The following is a 19944-nucleotide window of genomic DNA, read 5'->3' on the forward strand; positions in this document are numbered from 1 at the left end:
CGCCGCCGGTCACCCGGCCAGCAGGATCGACGAGCTCCTGCCCTGGAACTTCAACCCGTCAAGCTGATCCCGCGTGGGGCGCAGACAGCGCTTACTGACGGCCCAGGCGCAGCGGGCGATTGCGCGGGGCGGTTCGAGCCTCACGAGCTTCCGGCCTTACAACCGCAATGAGCGCGTGTCCTGCGAGTCGCGGGATATGCTGATCACCCCCGACGAATGGCAACAATGCGAGACCGACACGCTGCCCCCGCGCCAGGGCAGCGTCGTCATCGGGATCGACCTGGGCGGCTCGGCCTCGATGACGGCGGCGGCGTTCTGCTGACCCGAGACCGGGCGGCTCGAATGCCTGGGCATCTTCCCGTCGATGCCGGACCTGCTCGACCGGGGCCAGACGGAGACACGGATCGATTTATGGCGGGGCTGGACAATGTGTAGTGTTTCCCTGCCACGCGATGTGCACCGAGTCGTGTCCCGCGGGCGTGCCGCAGCAGAAAACCGGCGTGAAGCCGTGGTGCCCAATCTTCCCCGAGCTTGAGGCGGAAATGGCCAAATGGTGCCGCCGTCGCGGCCCCTGCCTGCTTCGGGAGGACGGCAAGAGCAAAGGCAAGCCATTCAGCACGATCCAGATGTGGAAGGCGTCTGACCGCGAGCGCCAGAAACACCCGAGCCTTGCGGGCGCTGTCCCCCATGGCCTGCGAGCCAATGCGGTGATCCGGCTCCGGGGCGCTGGTTACTCTGCACTGAAGATCTCGGACATGGTGGGGATATCTGTCGTTACGGTCGAGCACGTCTGACGATACGCAGACCGCAAGGCAAGCGGGCAAGCGGTCCCGCAGAACCTACGGGAACGAAACGACGGCACGACTGTGGAACACTGGGAAAGTGGGAAGCAAAAATGACTGAAACACAGTCGCTTATCGGACCGAAAAGAGAGTGCAGGTTTCTGTTGCCAGGTACCTGCGAACCCCGCCTTACGTTGCTAGACGCAAGGGCTTAAGATTTGGTTTTGCGGACTGCTTACGCAGCCAGCGCCACCGGAGCACGGTTGTCATTGGCAACTATCATGCTTGCACCGATAACGGTGGTAGCTCACCGGGCAAAAGCTAACCCCTTTAGACGTCCGTCGATCCTGTTTCGGCCCCAGGATCCCGCCAATGTGGGATATTTGGTGGAGCCGCCGGGTACCGCCCCCGGGTCCGATCCGCTTATTACGGGCGCGTTTATCGCCATAGTCCCTTGCGGGACGATGCCAAGATAAGCCGGGGCGGCGCGCGCTTCAAGGGGTCAGCGCGCGGGAAGGGCCGCACAATGGGCGCCGCCCGCCGCCTGACCCGAGCCGAGCGCGAAAAGCGGCGGGGCAAGATAGGGGTCGAGCGGGGCGGACCGCGCGAGGTCGAAGGCCAGAAACCCCGCCGCCGCGGTCAGAAGGATCAGAACGACCGGGCGCCGGGTCATCTGCGCGCCTCAAGCCCCAGCAGGGGCCGAAGCTGGATGCCGTACCAGGACCCGGTGAAAGCGGCCGCGAACCAGGCCCAGCCATGCAGGCTGCCGGTCGAGATCCCCGAGAAGAAGGCGCCGATATTGCAGCCGAAGGCAAGCCGCGAGGAATAGCCCAAGAGGAACCCTGCGATCACCACCGCGACCCAGGCCCGCGCCGGGTGATCGGCGATCCGTCCTGTCAGCCCGTCGCGCCAGAATGCGGCCAGTGCCGCCCCGGCGATCAGCCCCAGATCGGTCAGCGAGGTGACGTCGGTCAGCACGCTTTCGCGCAGCCGCTCGGCATTGGCGGGGGCCCACCAGAAGGCCGAGCCCGAGAGGTCGGCCCCGAGCGCCGCCGCGCCCTTCGCGACCCAGAGCCCCAGACCGTAGACGACGCCCCAGGGCTGGCCCGCCACCGCCAGATGCAGGATCGCCAGCCCGGCCAGCAGCACCGCCGCCAGCCAGTAGCGCGCCGGGATCGCGCGCTTGCCCGGATCGGCCAGCGCCATCGCAAGCCCCGCGACCGAGGCCAGCAGCACCAGCGTCAGCGCCAACCCCCCGGTGCCGGTCAGCGCGGCAACCGGCAACGCGCCAAGCTCGGTCCACCAGACCAGATGATAGGCCCCGAAAAAGCTGCCCAGACAGAAGAAGGGCAGGGCGATGGCGCTGACCAGATTGCCCGATCCGGCATTGACCAGCGTGCCCGACCCGCAGCCCAGCACGATCTGCATGCAGGCGCCGAAGACGAAGGCGCCGCCGACCATCGCATAGCCGACAGGGGCATGGGCGCCCACCAGCTCGCCCGGATGGGCGGCCAGCATCGGGAAGGCCGCCGCCGCGACCAGCGCCAGACAGACCATCTGCGCCACCAGCCCCGAGGCGTCCCGCTGCAGGATCATCCGCCGCCAGGGACCGGTAAAGCCGAAGCGCAACCCCTCAAGCACCAGCCCGAAGCCGAGCCCGATCATCAGCAGCGCGCCCGAGCGTGGCCCGGCCATCGCGGCCACGGCCAGAACCGCCAGTGCGCACAGCCCGAAAGCGGCGGTTCGGGGCAGGATGCGGGGGGGGACGGGCATCGTCTGGCTGCTGTCGGTCATGGGGTCAATAGCGTCCGGTCACGCGGTTCCAGAGATTGCGAAGCGGGCCGGGCAGGTTCGCGGTCTCATGCCCCGAGCGGGTCCAGCCGACCATCGACTCGGGGTAAAGCCTGACCCCCTCGATCCCGGCCAGTTCGCTGAGCGCGAACCAGTTCGTCGCGGCCCAGTGGCCGGTATTGCAAAACGACACCAGCCGGTCGCCCTGGGCAAAGCCGTTGGCCGCGGCGAGATCCGGGACCAGATCGGGCTTGATCAAGGCGGGGGCGTCGCTGCCGAACCAGCCCGAATGGGTGAAATAGCGCGATTGCGGCAGGGTGCCGGGCCGGGCCGCCGCCGGATGCTTGGCATTGCCCGCCCAGAAGGATTGGGGCCGCGCGTCGATCAGGTCGCCGGGCGCGTCGCCCGCGACGATGGCCTCGACATCCTCGGTGGTGGCCAGCCAGTCATGACTGAAGCTCACCTCGATATCGCTGGGCGCGGGGCGCAGCGCCGGGCCGGTCTCGACCGGCAGGCCGGATGCGCTCCAGGCGGTCATGCCGCCGTTCAGGATCGCAAGCGGGCTGACCCCGCTCGATTTCAGCGTCCAGTAAACCCGCGCGGCCGCGCCGAAATCGGACGGGTCGCTGCCCTGATGCACGATCACCGTGGGCCGGTCCCGGGTCACGCCGAGACTGCGCAGCACCTCGGTCAGCCGGTCCTCGGGGATCAGCGCGCCCGGATTGTCGGCCGGGCCGCGGAACAGCCCGTAGGGCGCCGAGACCGCGCCGGGAATATGGCCAGCCTCGAAGACCGGGGCGGCGCCATCGGGGCCGCTGCGGATATCGAGCACAAGCGGCGCGACCGCGGCCTGCGCCTCGGCCAGACCCTGGGGGTCGATCAGCGGTCCGAAACCCGGTGCGGCAAGGGCTGCGGGACCGGCAAGAAGGGCAAGGATGAAAGCGGCGCTCGGGGCAAATCTGGTCATCTGGTCACCTCATGAATTGCGCCCCAAAGCTGTGGCGGCCGGACGCGCGACGCAAGGCCGCAACATCTTGTTAACCCTAATCCGATTCGTTTTGAAGGTCGCCTGTTCGTTGTGCGTCTGCCGCGAGACCACGCGTGGACGGTTTCGCGGCATCGCCCCGCCCCGGCCGCGCATCGGGCGGTCCCGCACGGACCGGGCCGCAAATGGGGGGCTGGGCGGGAAATGCCCGCCGGTTGACAGCGGGCGTGGTCGGTTCGCGATTGATCCCTCCGCGCGTCATGCCTATCATGGAGCCACCGGCAATAGAGTAGCAGGGTGGTGTCTCCTGCGCCCGTCTTGCGACGGGTTCTTCGCAGCCACGGTGTTCGACCTGATCCGATCGGGACGGCACTCTGGCTTGTCTATGGGCTTTCCCGATCCTCACTACAGACAGACCGCTCGGTTGCGGTCGGGAAAGCGCAGACCTCATGCCCTCTTACCTTGTGTCTTATTCCGCTCTTGCGGGAGCGATCCTCTGCGAAGTCGCGGGCTCCAGTTTCCTTCTGAAATCGGAGCAGTTCACCAGGCTTGGCCCGACTGCGGTCATGGCCTTGTTCTACATCGCCTCTTTCTATCTCTTGTCGATCGCTCTCAAGACGATTCCTCTCGGCATTGCCTATGCGGTCTGGGGGGGACTGGGCACCGTGCTGATCGCGCTGGTCAGCGTCACGATCTTCCGGCAATCGCTGGATGCGGCGGCCATAGTGGGGATCGCCATGATCGTGGGCGGCGTCGTCATCATGAACGCCTTTTCGACGGTCTCTCACTAGCAGAGGCCGCCGCCAAGGGCTTGGCGACAGAGCAAAGATGGCCCGCGAAGGGCCGCGGCTCGTCAGCGGGTCCGGACAGGTCGGCGAGGGCCGGGCCGTCCGGACTGGTCGGCGCCCCGGCAGGAGCGCCGACCCGGTTCAGGCTGCCGCCTCGGCGGCGTCGGGTCCTAGAAGCCCGCCTTGATCTTCTCGAAGGCCGCCGACTGCTTTTCGCGCAGCTCGCCCGGCATCGGCAGTTGCGCCAGCACCGGCACGTCGATCGGGCCGAGCCCGACCGCGGTCAGCGCCTCGTCGCCGATTTCGGCCATCGCCTTGTCGTTCGACTGGCCATAGCCCGCATCCAGCAGCGCCTGGGTCGCGGCGGGGTCGAGCATGGCGTTCAGGAAGTCATAGGCCTTCTCTTCCGACCCGGGGCCGTCCTTCAGATCGACATAGCCGCACAGCCAGAGCGACGAGCCCTCCTTGGCCTCGCGCTGGAAGCCGATGGGGAAGTCCTGTTCGACCATCGTGGGCAGGGTCTCGTTCCAGGCCCAGGCCACCAGCACCTCGCCCGAGGCCAGAAGCTGCGCCAGCTCGGCCGGGTCGGTCCAGTAAGTGCGCAGGTTCGGATGCACCTCGCGCAGCCATTCCACGGCCGCGTCGAACTGGGCATCCGTGGCATGGGTCCAGTTGGTGGTGCCGGTCGCCAGATAGGCCAGCGCGAAGGTGTCGTCCACGTTGTCGGGCAGGGTCACGCGGCCTTCGTATTTCGGGTCCTTGAAGACCTGGAGCGAGGCCACGTCCTCGGCCGGCACCTCCTCGGTGTTATAGGCGATCCCGGTCGAGCCGAAATCGGTCGGCACGAAATAAACGTCGGCGCCGGTATCGGCCACGTCGGTGCCCTTGAGATCGGCGTTCAGATCGCCCCAGGCAGGGATCTTCGAGGTGTCCCAGGGGTCGAGAATGCCGGCTTCGACCCATTTCGTGACCGAGCCCGCGCAGACATGGCTGACATCGGTCCGGAAGCCAGAGCGCAGTTTCTGGAACGCTTCTTCCTCGTCGCCGAAGAAGGTGAAGGTCGGGTTGTCTCCGTATTTGTCCTTGTACTTGGTGTGGAAGGCCGCGTTCTCGAAGCCGGGATAGTCGAACACGAGCAGATCGGCGTCGGTGGCCCAGGCGGCCGACCCTGCAATCAGGGCCGCGGTGCTGGCGAGAATCAGGCGAACGGTCATGGAGGTCCCTCGCATTGGGAATGGGTGCAAGGTCACGCTAGCGGTGCGCCGGGCTCCGCTCAAGACCATTGGCGGGACTCGCCTCCGCGTCGTGGGTCTGCCAAAAGGGGGCCAGGCAAGAGGACGGGGACCGATGGGACAGGCAATGGTCACGGCGGGCTGGTGCCGGCTGATGGCACGATACAATCGCTGGCAGAACCGCGCGATGATGGAAGAGGTGGCCGGGATGGACGAGGCCGCCCGCACGGCCGGGCGCGGCGCCTTCTGGGGGTCGATCCAGGGCACCATGGCGCATCTGCTCTGGGCCGATCACGTCTGGATGTCGCGGCTCGACGGCTGGGAGGCGCCCCATGTGGGGTTGTCCGACAGCGCTCATTTCGTTGCCGACTGGTCGGAATACCGCTCCAAGCGGCAGATCACCGATGCCCGCATCAGCCGCTGGGCGCAGGGCCTGACCGAGGCCGGTCTTGCGGGCGATCTGGCCTGGTATTCGGGGGCCGCGGGGCGCGAGATGGTGGTGCCGCGCGCGGTCTGCGTCGTTCACATGTTCAACCACCAGACCCATCACCGCGGCCAGATCCACGCGATGCTGACCGCCGCCGGGGTGTTGACCGCGCCGACCGATCTGTTTCTGATGCCGGACCTGATCGGGTAGGGACACCCGACACGGAAAGAGGGAAAAACAGGCATGTTCAGAGCGCTGGTCGTCGAGAAGGATGCGGAGGGCAAGACCCGTGCCGCGGTGCAGGATCTGTCGGAGGACCGGCTGCCCGAGGGCGATGTCACGGTCGCGGTCGAATATTCGACGCTGAACTACAAGGACGGGCTTTGCCTGGGATCGGGCGGCGGGCTGGTGCGCAGCTGGCCGCATGTGCCGGGCATCGACTTCGCGGGCGTGGTCCAGCAAAGCGCCGATCCGCGCTACAAGCCCGGCGACCGGGTGGTGCTGACCGGCTGGCGCGTGGGCGAGGTGCATTGGGGCGGCTATGCCCAGCGGGCGCGGGTGAAGGCCGACTGGCTGGTGCCGCTGCCCGACGGGCTGTCGACCCAGATGGCGATGGCGGTCGGCACGGCGGGCATGGCCGCGATGCTGGCGGTGCTCGCTTTGGAGGACCAGGGGCTGAGGCCCGGCGACGGCCCGGTTCTGGTCACCGGCGCCTCGGGGGGCGTGGGCTCGGTGGCGACGGCGGTGCTGGCGCATCTGGGCCATGAGGTGGCTGCGGTGACCGGCCGCCCCGGGTCCGAAAGCTATCTGCGCGATCTCGGCGCCAGCCGGATCGTGCCGCGCGAGGACCTGTCCGAGGTGACGCGCAAGCCCTTGGAAAGCGAGATCTGGGCGGGCTGCGTCGATCCGGTGGCGGGCGCGATGCTGGGCCGGGTGTTGAAGCAGATGAAATACGGCGCCTCGGTCGCGGCCGTGGGCCTTGCGGGCGGCGCCGCCATCGAGGGCGCTCTGATCACGCCCTTCATCCTGCGCGGCGTGAACCTTCTGGGCATCGACAGCGTGATGCGGCCCTACGAGGACCGTCTGCGCGCCTGGCAGCGGATCGCGACGGACCTGCCGATGGATCGGCTGAAGGGCATGATCCGTCACGCGACGCTGGAGGATCTGCCCGGGCTCGGGGCCGACATCCTGAACGGCAAGGTCCAGGGTCGCGTCGTGGTTGACGTCAACGCCTGAGCCGACCGGGCCTTAAACCGGCCCGGGCCGGATCGGCGGTGGGCGTGTCGAAGCAAAGGCTTGCTGAGTTGGGGCGCGGAGGCAAACTCCGCGCCCTTTGCTTTGCAGAGTGAAGCTCTGGCGTCCGGTCGGCCTTGCGGAAGGAGAGTCGTCTAATATATTGAAAATAAAGATATTAATTGGATTCTGGCTTCGCCCTTTCCGGGCGTGTCGTTGGCCGGGCTCTTCCCCGCACTTGGTCTTTCGAAGAAAACGTCCTAAGGTTTGGCGCAACGGAACGCCGCCTGTCCGGGGGCGGTGGCGGCGCGACAGGTGTCGGCATGACCGAGTCCGGGACGACTGACTGGCGCCTTTGCCCGTCGGGTGGAGGTTCTGCATCCGGGCGCCCACGGGGCCGCCGGATGTGACGAAGCGCAAGGAGGGCATGATGTTCAAGCAGATCCTGGTGCCGGTCGATCTTGCCCATGCCGACCGGCTGACGCGCGCCTGCGAGGTGGCCGGAGATCTGGCGCGCCATTATGGCATCGGCGTGACCTATGTCGCCGTGGCCGCGCCGCAGCCGGGCGCGGTCGCGCAGTCGCCCGAGGAGTATCGCTGGAAGCTCGATGCCTTTGCCGCGGCCGAGGCCGACCGGCATGGCCACCGGGTGGCCTCGCGGCTGATGGTCAGCCCGGACCCGGCGGCCGAACTCGACGAGGCGCTGGTGCGCGCGCTTGAAGAGTCGGGCGCCGATCTGGTGGTCATGGCAAGCCATGTGCCCGGATGGGCCGAGCATGTCTTCCCGTCGCACGGGGGCAGGCTGGCAAGCCATGCCAAGGCCTCGGTCCTGCTGGTGCGCCCCTAGCGCCCAATAGGGCCGGGGGCACCGGTCCGGCGGCCCTGAACGAGAAACCGAAGAAGACACGGGTCGCGACCGGCGGCGACCGCCACAGACATGAAGGGGAAAACATGACCGATCAGACGTCCCAGGACCTGACCGATCAGGGAATTCCGGCGCCCGAGGGCGAGGTGGACCTGATCGAGACCGATTACGAAATCGGTCAGGACAATATCGAAGGCAGCCTGGGTCCGTTCGGCTTTGACATTCACAACCCGGTTTTTCTGGTCTCGGGCCTTTCGATCATGGCCTTCGTTTTCTATGCGCTGGCGCTGCCGGGCCAGGCCGAGGCGGTCTTCGGCTGGCTGAGGCCGTTTCTGACCTCGACCTTCGACTGGGTGTTTCTCAGCGCGGGCAACATCTTCGTGCTGTTCTGTCTGGCGCTGATCGTGCTGCCGGTCGGCCGGGTCCGGCTGGGCGGTGCCGAGGCGACGCCCGATTACAGCTATGCGGGCTGGTTTGCGATGCTGTTCGCCGCCGGGATGGGCATCGGGCTGATGTTCTTCGGCGTGCTCGAACCGGTCTATCACATGGCGATTTCCCAGCCGCTGGGCACGCCCTCGCCCTTTGCCGCCGATGGCAGCCTGATCCCCGGCAATGTCGATGCCGCGCGCGAGATGGGGCTGGCGGCGACGATCTATCACTGGGGGCTGCACCCTTGGGCGATCTACGCGGTGGTGGCGCTGGCGCTGGCGCTGTTCACCTATAACAAGGGGCTTCCGCTGACGATCCGGTCGGCCTTCTACCCGATCTTCGGCGAACGGATCTGGGGCTGGACCGGCCATGTCATCGATATCATCGCGGTCTTCGCAACGCTCTTCGGGCTGGCGACCTCGCTGGGCTTCGGGGCGCAGCAGGCCAATGCCGGGCTGCACCATGTCTTCGGGGTGCCCGAGGATCTGTCGGTGCAGATCCTGCTGATCACCGGCATCACCGCGATCGCCCTGATCTCGGTGCTGCGCGGGCTCGATGGCGGGGTGAAGGTGCTGTCGGAAATCAACATGGTCGTGGCCGCTCTGCTGCTGGTCTTCGTGCTGGTGGCCGGGCCGACCGGCACCATCCTTGCCGATTTCGGCGAGGGCATGCTGGCCTATGTCAAGGATCTGCCCGCGCTCTCGAACCCGTTCGGGCGCGAGGATACCGATTACATGCAGGGCTGGACCGCCTTCTACTGGGCCTGGTGGATTTCCTGGTCGCCCTTCGTCGGCATGTTCATCGCCCGCGTCAGCCGCGGCCGGACGGTGCGCGAATTCGTGGTCTGCGTTCTGCTGATCCCCAGCCTGGTCTGTGTGCTGTGGATGGCGGTCTTCGGCGGCGCGGCCATCGACCAGGTGCTGTCCGACCCGGTGAACAGCGCGGTCAAGGCGCAGGTGATCGACAGCTACAACCCGCCGATGTCGCTCTTCGCGATGCTCGAGGCGCTGCCCTGGGCGTCGGTCACCTCGGTGATCGGCATCGTGCTGGTGATCGTCTTCTTCGTCACCTCGTCGGATTCGGGCAGCCTGGTGATCGACACGATCACTGCCGGCGGCAAGATCGATGCGCCGCTGCCCCAGCGGGTGTTCTGGTGCGCCTTCGAGGGGGCGGTCGCCATCGTGCTGCTGGTCGGCGGCGGACTGTCGGCGCTGCAGGCGATGGTGATCTCGACCGGGCTTCCGTTCACGCTGGTGCTGCTGATGATGTGCTTTGCCATCTTCCGCGGTCTTCAGGCCGAGGCGCATTAGGGCGATTCGGGCGGGGCTAGAGCGTAATCTCCGGATTTCAAGGCGTTGCGTGGCCGCACTTGGCCGATTAGACAGGTTGGAATGGCCACGCAGCGTCCGGGTGGGGAATGGTTGCGCTCGATACCGAATTTGTCCGCAACCAGTTTCCGGCCTTCCGGTACAAGGAGTTGCGCGACAAGGTGTTCTGCGAGAATGCCGGCGGATCCTATGCATGCCGCTACGTGATCTGGCGGCTGCACCGCTTTTACCAGGAGCGCAAGGTTCAGCCCTACGGCGCCTACCCCACGTCGCGCCTGGCGGGCGAAGAGATGGACGAGGCCCGCACCCGTCTGGCCGCACATCTGGGCGTCGGCCGGGACGAGTTGCATTTCGGCCCCTCGACCAGCGCCAATACCTATGTTCTGGCCCAGGCCTTCGGCGCCTGGATCGAGCCGGGCCAGGCCATCGTCGTCACCGATCAGGATCACGAGGCCAATTCGGGCGTCTGGCGGCGGCTTGCGGCGCGCGGCATCGAGTTGCGGGAATGGAAGGTCGATCCCGGGACCGGGCATCTCGACCCCGCGGCGCTTGAGCCTCTGCTGGACGAGACGGTGCGGCTGGTCTGTTTTCCGCATGCCTCGAACATCCTCGGCGAGGTCAACGACGTGGCCCGGATCACCGCGATGGTGCGGCGGGCGGGCGCCTTCACCTGCGTCGACGGGGTCAGCTTCGCCCCGCACGGGCTGCCCGACATCCCGGCGCTGGGGGCCGACATCTATCTTTTCTCGACCTACAAGACCTATGGGCCGCATCAGGGCGTGATGCTGATCCGCCGCGAGCTGGCCTATCAACTGCCCAACCAAGGCCATTGGTTCAATGCCGAGGACGTGTTGCGCCGGTTCGATCCGGCCGGTCCCGATCATGCCCAGGTGGCGGCGGTGGCCGGGATATCGGATTATATCGACGCGCTTTACGACCACCATGTCCGGGGCGGGCGCGACGCCCATGCCCGGGCGGGGATTGTCGCGGGCATGATCCGGATTCAGGAAACCGCAATTCTGGAACCCTTGCTGGAGTATCTGTCGACCCGCCCCGATCTGCGCGTGCTGGGGCCTGCGCGCGCCGGTCCGGCGCGGCTGCCGACGGTGTCGATCGCGCTCGACCGGCCGGGGCACGAGGCGGCCGGGCGGCTGGCCGCCAGGGGGGTGCTGGCGGGCGGCGGCGATTTCTATGCGCGCCGGGTGCTGGAGGCGATGGGGATCGACCCGGCGCTTGGCGTGCTGCGGCTGAGCCTGCTGCACTACACCCTGCCCGAAGAGGTTGACCGCCTCATCGAAGCGCTAGATTCCGAACTCTAGGGCCCGTGCGAGGGCAGGGGCCGCTTTATCGTGGCTATCGGCCTGTGCCGCCGCGCGGCGGGGGTCGATCGGGGATGTGACGAAACCGAATGTCAGACCAAGTGCCCGTGATCTGGTGGGTCCGCCGCGACCTCCGTCTCGGCGACAACGCAGCGCTTGCCGGTGCCATCGCGTCCGGCCGCCCGGTCGTGCCGCTTTTCATCCATGACGAAACGGTCGAGGCGCTGGGCGCGGCGGCGAAATGGCGGCTGGGCGAGGGCGTCGCGTGTCTCGGGCAGGCCCTGTCGGCGCGCGGCTCGCGGCTGATCCTGCGGCGCGGTCCCGCGCTTGACGTGCTGCGCGCGGTGATTGCCGGGACCGGTGCCGCCGCCGTGGTCTGGAGCCGCGCCTATGACCCGGCTTCGGTCGCCCGCGACAAGTCGGTCAAGGCCGCTCTGGCCGAAGACGGTGTCGAGGCGCGGTCCTGCGCCGGGCATCTGCTGTTCGAACCCTGGACGGTCGAGACCGGGCAGGGCGGCTTTTACAAGGTCTACACCCCCTACTGGAAGGCGGTGCGCGACCGCGCCGTTCCGGAGCCTGCCCCCGCACCGGGGCTGATCCCCCGGCCCGACACCTGGCCCGCCTCCGACGAGATCGGGACCTGGCGGATGGGCGCGGCGCTCCGCCGGGGCGCGGCGGTGCTGGCGCGGTTCGCCCCGGTCGGCGAGGCGGCGGCGCAGGACAAGCTGAACGAGTTCGCCACGCGCAAGATCGCCGATTATGCCGACCGGCGCGATATGCCCGCAGCCGATGCCACCTCGGGCCTGTCGGCGCATCTGACCTGCGGCGAGATTTCGGCGCGCGCCTGCTGGCATGCCGGGCTCAATGCGATGGACGCGGGCAAGGCCGGGGCCGAGACCTTCCTCAAGGAGCTGGTCTGGCGCGAATTCGGCTGGCATCTGATGTGGCACAGCCCGCATATCGCCGAGCGGAACTGGCGCGAGGGCTGGGACGGTTTCCCCTGGTCGACAGAAGGCGACAGCCCCGAGGCCACGGCCTGGAAGCGCGGCCGGACCGGCATTCCCTTCGTCGATGCTGCCATGCGCGAGATGTATGTGACCGGCACCATGCACAACCGCGCGCGGATGATCGCGGCCTCCTGGCTGACCAAGAACCTGATGACCCACTGGCGGGTTGGGATGGACTGGTTCGCCGAACATCTGATCGACTGGGACCCGGCCTCGAATGCCATGGGCTGGCAATGGGTGGCGGGCTCGGGGCCCGATGCCGCGCCCTATTTCCGGATCTTCAATCCCGTCACGCAGGCCGAGAAATTCGACCCCGACGGCGCCTATCGCGACGCCTGGATCGCCGAGGGGCGCCAGAGCCCCGACCGCCGCGCGCTGGCCTATTTCGACGCGGTGCCGCGCGCCTGGGGGCTTTCGCCGGGCGATGCCTATCCCGCCCCGGCCGTCACGCCCGAGGCCGGGCGCCGCCGTGCTCTGGCGGCCTATGAGGCGCGAGGGGGGTAGGCCGTTGCGGTGGCGCGCGCGATCTGCACAATCGCAGGACAGAACCAGAAAAACCATAAGGGAACGAGGGAGCCAGGATGACCGTCCTGACGAGTACCAGGGGGCAGGCCGACCTGCCGCGCTATTTTGCACAGGTTTTCGACATCGCAGGCCGAATGGGCCACGGACGGCTCGATTTCGTGCTGTCCGACGGGCGGCGTTTTCGCGCCGAGGGCCGGGCGCCAGGCCCGGTGGCCGAGCTGGACATTCACGACCCGGATGTCTTCGCCCGGCTGATCCGCGAGGGCGATCTGGGCTTTTGCGAAGCCTATGTAGAGGGCGGCTGGTCCACGCCCGATCTGATGGCCTTCATGGATCTCGTTCATGCGGATAACGACGAACTCTTCGACGGGTTCCCCGGCCTGGGGCTGATCCGCGCCTACGAGCGGCTGCGCTTCTGGCTGCAAAGGAACTCGAAGACCCAGGCGCGCAAGAACATTTCGCACCATTACGACCTGGGCAACGACTTCTACGGGCTCTGGCTCGACGAGACGATGACCTATTCCTCGGCGCTGTTCCGCACCGGGCAGGAAAGCCTCGAGGCCGCGCAGGAGCTGAAATATGCCGCCATGGTCGACCAGATGGGCGTGGCGCCGGGCGATCATGTGCTGGAGATCGGCTGCGGCTGGGGCGGTTTTGCCGAATATGCCGCCGGACAGCGGGGGCTGAAGGTCACCGGGCTGACCATCAGCCGCGAACAGCACGACTATGCGGTGGCGCGGATCGCGAAGGCCGGGCTTTCCGACCGCGTCGAGATCAAGCTGCAGGATTACCGCGACGAGACCGGGCGCTATGACGGGATCGCCTCGATCGAGATGTTCGAGGCGGTGGGCGAGAAGTACTGGCCGACCTATTTCCGGCAGGTGACCGACTGCCTCAAGCCCGGCGGGCAGGCCACGCTGCAGGTCATCACCGTGCAGGAGCGCCGCTACGAGATCTACCGCAAGGGCGTCGATTTCATTCAGAAATACATCTTCCCGGGCGGCATGCTGCCCAGCCCCGGCGTGCTGCGCGCCCAGGCCAGCGCGGCCGGGCTGGAAATCCGGCGCTCGATGGAATTCGGCGACAGCTATGCGCTGACGCTCCGGCGCTGGCACGAAACCTTCAACGAGCGCTGGGACGATGTCGCGCGGCTTGGGTTCGACGCGCGGTTCCGGCGCATGTGGAACCTCTACCTCGCCTCTTGCGCGGCCACGTTCCAAAGCGGAAACTGCGACGTGACTCAACTGACCGTTGCACGGCCCACCTGACGAATGCCCGCCTGATCCATGCCCACCGCCGCCAAGCTTGTCGCATTCCTTCTCTACGGAGGGCTGGCCTGGGCCGCCTCCGTCGCGCTGGTGCCGAGCTTTCCCGAGGGCATGGATCTGGGCCATTTCTTCACCGTCAACGCGGCGGTGGGGGCGCTGGCGGGCTGGTTCGTCATGGGCCGGCTCGCGGGCCAGGGCTATGGGCTGGCGGTCACGGCAGGGCTGCGCACGACCGTGGTGCTGGTCTTCTACGCGCTCTTGATCCATGCCGGGGCCCGGGCCTATGCCCGCGCCGTCGAGATGCGCTTTGGCGATCCGGTTGCGGCGGTGCTGGGCTGGATCGGGCTGGCGGCGGACTACGGGCTGCAGCTTTTCACCTCGCCCGCGGCGATGGGCGTGCTGCTGGTCGGCGGCGTTCTGGTCGGGCTGGCGGTCGAAGCCGTGTCACATTTCTGGACCTGAAGGACACGAACATGGAACGCATGTTCTTTTATGGCACGCTGTGCCATCTGCCGCTTTTGGCGCGGGTGCTGGACCGCCCGGCCGGCACGCTGACGACGCGGCCCGCGCGGCTGGCGGATCATGCCGTGCGGCTGGCCGAGGGCGAAAGTTTTCCGCTGATCCTGCCCGAACCCGGCAAGCAGGCCGAGGGGCTGCTGGTCGACGGGCTGACGGCGGAAGACCGCGCGCGGCTCGATTATTACGAGGGCGGCTATGGCTTCGACCGCCAGGAGGTTTCGGTCGAGACCGCCGGGGGGGCCGTCAAGGCCGGGGTCTATGCCCATGACCGCGCGGGGCTCGTGCCGGGCGCGCCCTGGGATCTTGACGGCTGGCGCAGGCGCTGGGGCGATCTGGTGACCGAGGCCGCGTCGGAGGTGATGCTGGGCTATCCCGACCGCCCGCCCGAGGTGAATGCCCGGCGCTACCGGATGATCCTGGCCCGCGCCGCCTCGACGCTGCGCGCCCGCCAGCCGGGGCCTGCCACCCTGCGCAAGCCGACCGGCCCGGGCGATATCGTCGAGACCGCCCGGGTCCAGCCCTATGCGAATTTCTTCGCGGTCGAGGAATATACCTTCCGCCATACCCGCTTCGACGGGCGCATGAGCGACGAGATGGTGCGCGCGGCCTTCCTGACCGGGGACGCCGCGACCGTGCTGCCTTATGATCCGGCCCGCGATGCGGTCTTGCTGATCGAACAGGTGCGCGCGGGGCCCTATGCACGGGGCGACAGCCAGGTCTGGTCGGTCGAGGCCATCGCCGGGTTGATCGACCCGGGCGAAACCCCCGAAGAGACGGTGCGCCGCGAGGCGCTCGAAGAGGCGGGGCTGACGATCGGGGCGCTGCATCGCTGTTTTGGCTATTACACCTCGCCGGGCGCGAAGGCCGAATACATCTACTCCTTCGTGGGCGAGGCCGATCTTGGGGCCGAGGCGGGCGGTCTGGGCGGGGTCCCGGCCGAGGGCGAGGACATCCGTGCCCATGTGGTGCCTTTCGCGCGGGCGATGGATCTGGTCGATACCGGCGAGATCGGCAATGCCCCGCTCATCCTGTCGCTTCTCTGGCTTGCACGTCACCGTGAGGCCTTCCGGCCCCCGGCTTGAGTTCCCTCCGGGGCGCCGGTAGCAATGACGAAACCGGCAGGCAGAGGGAGACGCACATGGCGGCGATACGGAGCGATCTGGCCGATCTGGTCGGCAATACGCCTCTGGTGCGCCTGAAAGGGCCATCGGAGGCGACCGGCTGCGAGATCCTCGGCAAGGCCGAATTCCTCAATCCGGGTCAGTCGGTCAAGGACCGCGCCGCCTTGTGGATCATCCGCGATGCGGTGGCGCGCGGCGCGCTGGCGCCGGGCGGCACCATCGTCGAGGGCACGGCGGGCAATACCGGCATCGGGCTGGCGCTGGTCGGCGCCTCGATGGGGTTTCGCACGGTGATCGTGATCCCCGAGACGCAAAGCCGCGAGAAGAAGGACATGCTGCGCCTGGCCGGGGCCGAGCTGGTCGAGGTGCCCGCGAAACCCTATCGCGACCCCGACAACTACGTGCGCTATTCGGGCCGTCTGGCCGAGGCGCTGGCGCAGACCGAAGCCAATGGCGCGATCTGGGCCAACCAGTTCGACAATACCGCCAACCGCCAGGCCCATGCCGAGGGCACCGGCCCCGAGATCTGGGAGCAGACCGGCGGCCGCATCGACGGGTTCATCTGCGCGGTCGGTTCGGGCGGAACGCTGGCGGGGACCGCGATGGCGCTGCAGCCCAGGGGCGTGAGGATCGGGCTGGCCGATCCCCATGGGGCCGCCCTCTACAGCTATTACACCACCGGCGAGATGACATCCGAGGGCTCCTCGATCACCGAGGGGATCGGACAGGGCCGGATCACCGCCAATCTTGAAGGTTTCACCCCCGATTTCTGCTGCCGCATCGGCGACGACGAGGCGCTGGGCGTGGTCTTCGACCTGCTGGCGCAGGAGGGGCTTTGCCTTGGCGGTTCGTCGGGGGTCAATGTCGCGGGCGCCATGCGGATGGCCCGCGAGATGGGTCCGGGCCACAGGATCGTCACCATGCTGTGCGATTCCGGTACCCGCTATCAGTCGCGGCTTTTCGATCCCGCCTTTCTGCGCGGGAAGGGCCTGCCCGTGCCGTCCTGGATGGACGGCCCCAAACGGTCGATGCCGGAGGTGTTCGCCGGATGAAGTTTCGTTTCCTTTTTGCGCTGCTGGCCGTCCTGGCCACAGCCGTTTTGCCGACCGCACTCTCCACCCCCGCGCTGGCTCAGGCCCAGGCCCAGCAAGAGGGCCCCGATTACGCCCAGTGGAACAAGGTCGCCTCGCGGGTCGAGAAGGTTCTTGCCGAGGGCAAGGCCTCGACGGCCGCCTTCGATACGCTGCGTGGCGAACTGGTGGACTGGCGCACGCGGTTTCTCGACGCGCAGAACATCAACTCGGCCCGGATCAAGACCCTGCGCGACCAGATCTCGGCGCTGGGCGATCCGCCCGCCGAGGGCGAGACCGAGCCGCAGGAAATCGCCAAGCGCCGGGCGGAACTGACTAAGCAGCTGAACGAGGCGCAGGCGCCAAGCCTGAAGGCGGTCGAGGCCTATAGCCGGGCCGACGGCCTGATCCGCGAGATCGACCAGATCATCCGCGAACGTCAGGCCGATCAGCTGCTGCAGCTGGGACCCTCGCCGGTGAACCCGGTCAACTGGGCCGCCGGTCTGACCGCGATCCGCGGCACCCTTGTCGAGGTCGGCAACGAGCTGTCGTCGAACTGGGAAAACCCCAATGCGCGCGCGACCATGCGAAGCGCGCTGCCGGTGACGCTGCTGTTTCTGGCCCTGGCAGCCCTCCTGACGGTCAGGGGCCGCCGCTGGATGGAGATGCTGTCGGTGTTTCTGGCCCAGCGCGGCCGGGGCCGGGGACGGACACTCTTTTCCGGCATCGCATCGCTCGGCCAGATCGTGGTGCCGACGCTGGGGGTCGTGCTGCTGGCGGGGGCGCTGAAATCCTCGGCGATGCTCGGGCTTCGCACCGAGCGGCTGGCGCAGATCCTGCCGATCCTCGGCTTCACGATCTTCACCGCGGGCTGGCTGGGGGGCCGCGTCTTCGCCCAGCTGGGCGTCAGCCGCGCCATCCTGACCCTGCCGCCCGAGCGGCGCGCCGAGGGAAGGTTCAATTCCTGGATCATCGGGCTGATCCTGGCGCTGGCGATGCTGGCCCAGGAAGTCAGCAAGGTCGAGACCTACTCCGCCGAGGCGGTGGCGGTCCTGAGCTTCCCGATCCTGCTTCTGGCCGGGCTGATGCTGTCGCGGATGGGCCAGCTTCTGCTGGCGCATTCCCGGGCCGACAGCGCCGAAAGCCCCGAAGAGCGGCCCTATCGCAACCGCGTCGCCGCCTTCTTAGGCCGCGCCGCCATCGGGGCCGGGCTGATCGGGCCGCTGCTGGCGGCGGTGGGCTATGCCGAGGCGGGCGATTTCTTCGTCTATCCCTCGATCCTGACGCTGGCTTTGATGGGGTTCCTGCTGCTGTTGCAGCGCTTTGTGACCGATATCTACGCCATCCTGATGGGCCGCGATGTCGAGGACCCCGAGAATGGCGGCGACCTGATCCCGGTGCTGATCGGGATGATGCTCGTGCTGCTGTCCCTGCCGGTGCTGGCGCTGATCTGGGGCGCGCGCATCGCCGACCTGACCGAGCTCTGGACGCGCTTCACCGCGGGCTACAGCATCGGCGGGACCCGGATCTCGCCGACGAGCTTCCTGACCTTCGTCGTGGTCTTCACGCTGGGCTATGCGCTGACCCGGCTGGTGCAGGGCATGCTGCGCTCGACCGTACTGCCGAAGACAAAGATCGACCCGGGCGGGCAGACCGCGCTGATCTCGGGCGTGGGCTATGTCGGGATCTTCCTGGCCGGTGTGGTGTCGGTGACGACCGCGGGCATCGACCTCAGCTCGCTGGCCATCGTCGCCGGTGCGCTGTCTGTCGGTATCGGCTTCGGGCTTCAGACCATCGTGCAGAACTTCGTCTCGGGCATCATCCTGCTGATCGAGCGGCCCGTCAGCCAGGGCGACTGGATCGAGGTCGGGGGCGTGATGGGGATCGTCAAGGATATCTCGGTCCGCTCGACCCGGATCCAGACCTTCGACCGCACCGACGTGATCGTGCCCAATGCCGATCTGATCGCCGGGCAGGTGACGAACTGGACCCGGCAGAACCTGACCGGGCGGGTCATCCTCAAGGTCGGTGTCGCCTATGGCAGCGACACCCGCAAGGTCGAGAAGATCCTCATGGAAATCGGCGAAAGCCATCCGCTGGTGATGGTGAACCCGGCGCCGCTGGTGGTGTTCCAGGGCTTCGGCGCCGATGCGCTGGAATTCGAGCTTCGGGTCATTCTGCGCGACATCAACTACGGGCTTTCGGTGCGAACCGAACTGAACCATGAGATTGCCCGCCGGTTTGCGGAGGAAGGGATCGAGATCCCCTTCGCCCAGCGCGACATCTGGCTCAGAAACCCCGAAACCCTGCGCGAGCGGCCTGCGCCGCAGCCGCCGGGTCCGTTCCTGCCGCGCCAGAGCGCCGAACCCCAGCCCGAGCCGCTCGCCGATCTCGGCGGCGACGCCGATGCCGATGGAGGAGATGGCCCACGTTGACCGGCCCGCTTTACCGCAAGGACCCCTATCTCAGGGAGGCGCCGGCCACGGTCACCGCCCATGCCGAGGGTGGCGTGGTGCTGTCGGCGCCGCTTTTCTATCCGCGCGGCGGCGGCCAGCCCGGCGACACCGGGCGGCTGGTCTGGCAGGGCGGCCAGATGATCGTGGCCGACACCGTCAAGAGCGAGGCGGGGGCCGAGCTGTTGCTGGCGCCCGAGGGTGCCGCCCTGCCGCCGGTTGGAGCCGAACTCACCCAGCATCTCGACTGGGATCGCCGCTATGGACATATGCGCGTCCATACCGCGCTGCATCTGCTGTCGGTGGTCATTCCGCTGCCGGTCTCCGGCGGCGCCATCGGCGCCGACAAGGGGCGGCTCGACTTCGACATGCCCGAGGCGCCCGGGGACAAGGAGGCGCTCGAGGCGGCCCTGAACGACCTGATCGCCCGCGATCTTCCGGTCGCCGAGCAGTGGATCACCGAGGCCGAACTCGATGCCGGTCCGGGGCTCGTGAAGACGATGTCGGCGGCCCCGCCGCGCGGCACGGGGCGTGTCCGCCTTGTCCGCATCGGCTCCGGCGAGGCCCCGGTCGACCTGCAACCCTGCGGCGGCACCCATGTCGCCCGCACCGGCGAGATCGGCGCGGTCCGTCTTGGCAAGATCGAGAAGAAGGGCCGTCAGAACCGGCGGGTGACGGTGCATCCGGGCGGTTAGCCTCGGCCATGGCACACTCGGCTTCGGGCTCGTGCCGGAGGGTCGCGGGGCAGGGGGGCGAGAGTGACCAAACTCCTCTTGCATCGCGCCCCCGGCCGAGGGTAGAC

19 protein-coding genes and 1 other RNA gene are annotated in these 19944 nt (G+C 67.8%); 15 read left to right on the plus strand and 5 right to left on the minus strand.

Annotation, left to right across the window (positions count from 1 at the left end):
- Positions 1-196 precede the first annotated feature (196 nt).
- Together EV657_RS22615 and EV657_RS14495 are read left to right on the plus strand one after the other, a co-directional pair.
- A complete protein-coding gene (locus EV657_RS22615; protein ID WP_341800932.1) occupies positions 197-322 on the plus strand; it encodes a hypothetical protein in 126 nt (41 codons plus the stop codon).
- 112 nt (positions 323-434) lie between these two features.
- Complete coding sequence (locus tag EV657_RS14495; RefSeq protein WP_208323284.1) at positions 435-794, plus strand: site-specific integrase; 360 nt, start codon at positions 435-437, stop codon at positions 792-794.
- Between the two features lie 138 nt (positions 795-932).
- Here the strand turns inward: EV657_RS14495 and ssrA are convergent.
- From ssrA to EV657_RS14510, 4 genes are all read right to left on the minus strand, one after another.
- Positions 933-1284: a transfer-messenger RNA gene (gene ssrA / locus EV657_RS14500) on the minus strand.
- Complete coding sequence (locus EV657_RS21630; protein WP_166673713.1) at positions 1285-1455, minus strand: hypothetical protein; 171 nt, start codon at positions 1453-1455, stop codon at positions 1285-1287.
- On the minus strand, positions 1452-2576 hold the full coding sequence (locus EV657_RS14505; protein WP_134078552.1) for a YeeE/YedE thiosulfate transporter family protein: 1125 nt from the start codon (positions 2574-2576) through the stop codon (positions 1452-1454). Before EV657_RS14505 ends, EV657_RS21630 begins: the two co-directional genes overlap by 4 nt.
- Positions 2577-2580: 4 nt before the next feature.
- Positions 2581-3540, minus strand: a complete 960-nt coding sequence (locus EV657_RS14510) for a sulfurtransferase (protein WP_134078554.1) — start codon at positions 3538-3540, stop codon at positions 2581-2583.
- Positions 3541-4007: 467 nt separating this feature from the next.
- On the opposite strand from EV657_RS14510, the gene EV657_RS14515 reads away from it, so the two are divergent.
- Positions 4008-4349 (plus strand): DMT family transporter, encoded by a 342-nt coding sequence (locus EV657_RS14515; protein WP_075786937.1) that lies wholly within the window; start codon positions 4008-4010, stop codon positions 4347-4349.
- Positions 4350-4516: 167 nt separating this feature from the next.
- On the opposite strand, the gene EV657_RS14520 is transcribed toward EV657_RS14515, so the two are convergent.
- Positions 4517-5560 (minus strand): ABC transporter substrate-binding protein, encoded by a 1044-nt coding sequence (locus EV657_RS14520; RefSeq protein ID WP_134078556.1) that lies wholly within the window; start codon positions 5558-5560, stop codon positions 4517-4519.
- Between the two features lie 172 nt (positions 5561-5732).
- Here EV657_RS14520 and EV657_RS14525 point away from each other — a divergent pair, with 172 nt between their 5' ends.
- The 12 genes from EV657_RS14525 to EV657_RS14580 all read left to right on the plus strand — a co-directional run bounded on the left by EV657_RS14525 (position 5733) and on the right by EV657_RS14580 (position 19837).
- Positions 5733-6215 (plus strand): DinB family protein, encoded by a 483-nt coding sequence (locus EV657_RS14525; protein WP_237399881.1) that lies wholly within the window; start codon positions 5733-5735, stop codon positions 6213-6215.
- Positions 6216-6248: 33 nt separating this feature from the next.
- Positions 6249-7241 carry an MDR family oxidoreductase gene (locus EV657_RS14530; protein WP_134078557.1) on the plus strand — a complete coding sequence of 331 codons (993 nt, stop codon included), beginning with the start codon at positions 6249-6251 and terminating at the stop codon, positions 7239-7241.
- 427 nt (positions 7242-7668) lie between these two features.
- Positions 7669-8085 carry a universal stress protein gene (locus EV657_RS14535; protein ID WP_075786934.1) on the plus strand — a complete coding sequence of 139 codons (417 nt, stop codon included), beginning with the start codon at positions 7669-7671 and terminating at the stop codon, positions 8083-8085.
- A 104-nt stretch (positions 8086-8189) separates the two neighbouring features.
- Positions 8190-9842 carry a BCCT family transporter gene (locus tag EV657_RS14540; protein ID WP_134078559.1) on the plus strand — a complete coding sequence of 551 codons (1653 nt, stop codon included), beginning with the start codon at positions 8190-8192 and terminating at the stop codon, positions 9840-9842.
- Between the two features lie 107 nt (positions 9843-9949).
- Positions 9950-11179, plus strand: coding sequence for an aminotransferase class V-fold PLP-dependent enzyme (locus EV657_RS14545; protein WP_134078561.1), 1230 nt, complete (start codon positions 9950-9952; stop codon positions 11177-11179).
- An 89-nt stretch (positions 11180-11268) separates the two neighbouring features.
- Entirely contained in the window at positions 11269-12690 is a 1422-nt protein-coding gene (locus EV657_RS14550; protein WP_134078563.1) for a cryptochrome/photolyase family protein, read from the plus strand.
- A gap of 77 nt (positions 12691-12767) precedes the next feature.
- Complete coding sequence (locus EV657_RS14555) at positions 12768-13979, plus strand: SAM-dependent methyltransferase (RefSeq protein ID WP_075786930.1); 1212 nt, start codon at positions 12768-12770, stop codon at positions 13977-13979.
- A gap of 18 nt (positions 13980-13997) precedes the next feature.
- Positions 13998-14441 (plus strand): TrgA family protein, encoded by a 444-nt coding sequence (locus EV657_RS14560; RefSeq protein ID WP_134078565.1) that lies wholly within the window; start codon positions 13998-14000, stop codon positions 14439-14441.
- An 11-nt stretch (positions 14442-14452) separates the two neighbouring features.
- Positions 14453-15580, plus strand: coding sequence for an NUDIX domain-containing protein (locus EV657_RS14565; protein WP_134078567.1), 1128 nt, complete (start codon positions 14453-14455; stop codon positions 15578-15580).
- A gap of 56 nt (positions 15581-15636) precedes the next feature.
- Positions 15637-16671, plus strand: coding sequence for a cysteine synthase A (locus tag EV657_RS14570; RefSeq protein WP_075786927.1), 1035 nt, complete (start codon positions 15637-15639; stop codon positions 16669-16671).
- Positions 16668-19124: a DUF3772 domain-containing protein gene (locus EV657_RS14575; protein WP_134078569.1), complete on the plus strand. Its 2457-nt coding sequence runs from the start codon at positions 16668-16670 to the stop codon at positions 19122-19124. The genes EV657_RS14570 and EV657_RS14575 overlap by 4 nt, the downstream gene beginning before the upstream one ends.
- Complete coding sequence (locus EV657_RS14580; protein WP_134078570.1) at positions 19121-19837, plus strand: alanyl-tRNA editing protein; 717 nt, start codon at positions 19121-19123, stop codon at positions 19835-19837. The genes EV657_RS14575 and EV657_RS14580 overlap by 4 nt, the downstream gene beginning before the upstream one ends.
- The last annotated feature ends 107 nt before the right edge of the window (positions 19838-19944 follow it).

The sequence above is a fragment of the Rhodovulum visakhapatnamense genome (assembly GCF_004365965.1).
Taxonomy (GTDB): Bacteria; Pseudomonadota; Alphaproteobacteria; order Rhodobacterales; family Rhodobacteraceae; genus Rhodovulum; species Rhodovulum visakhapatnamense.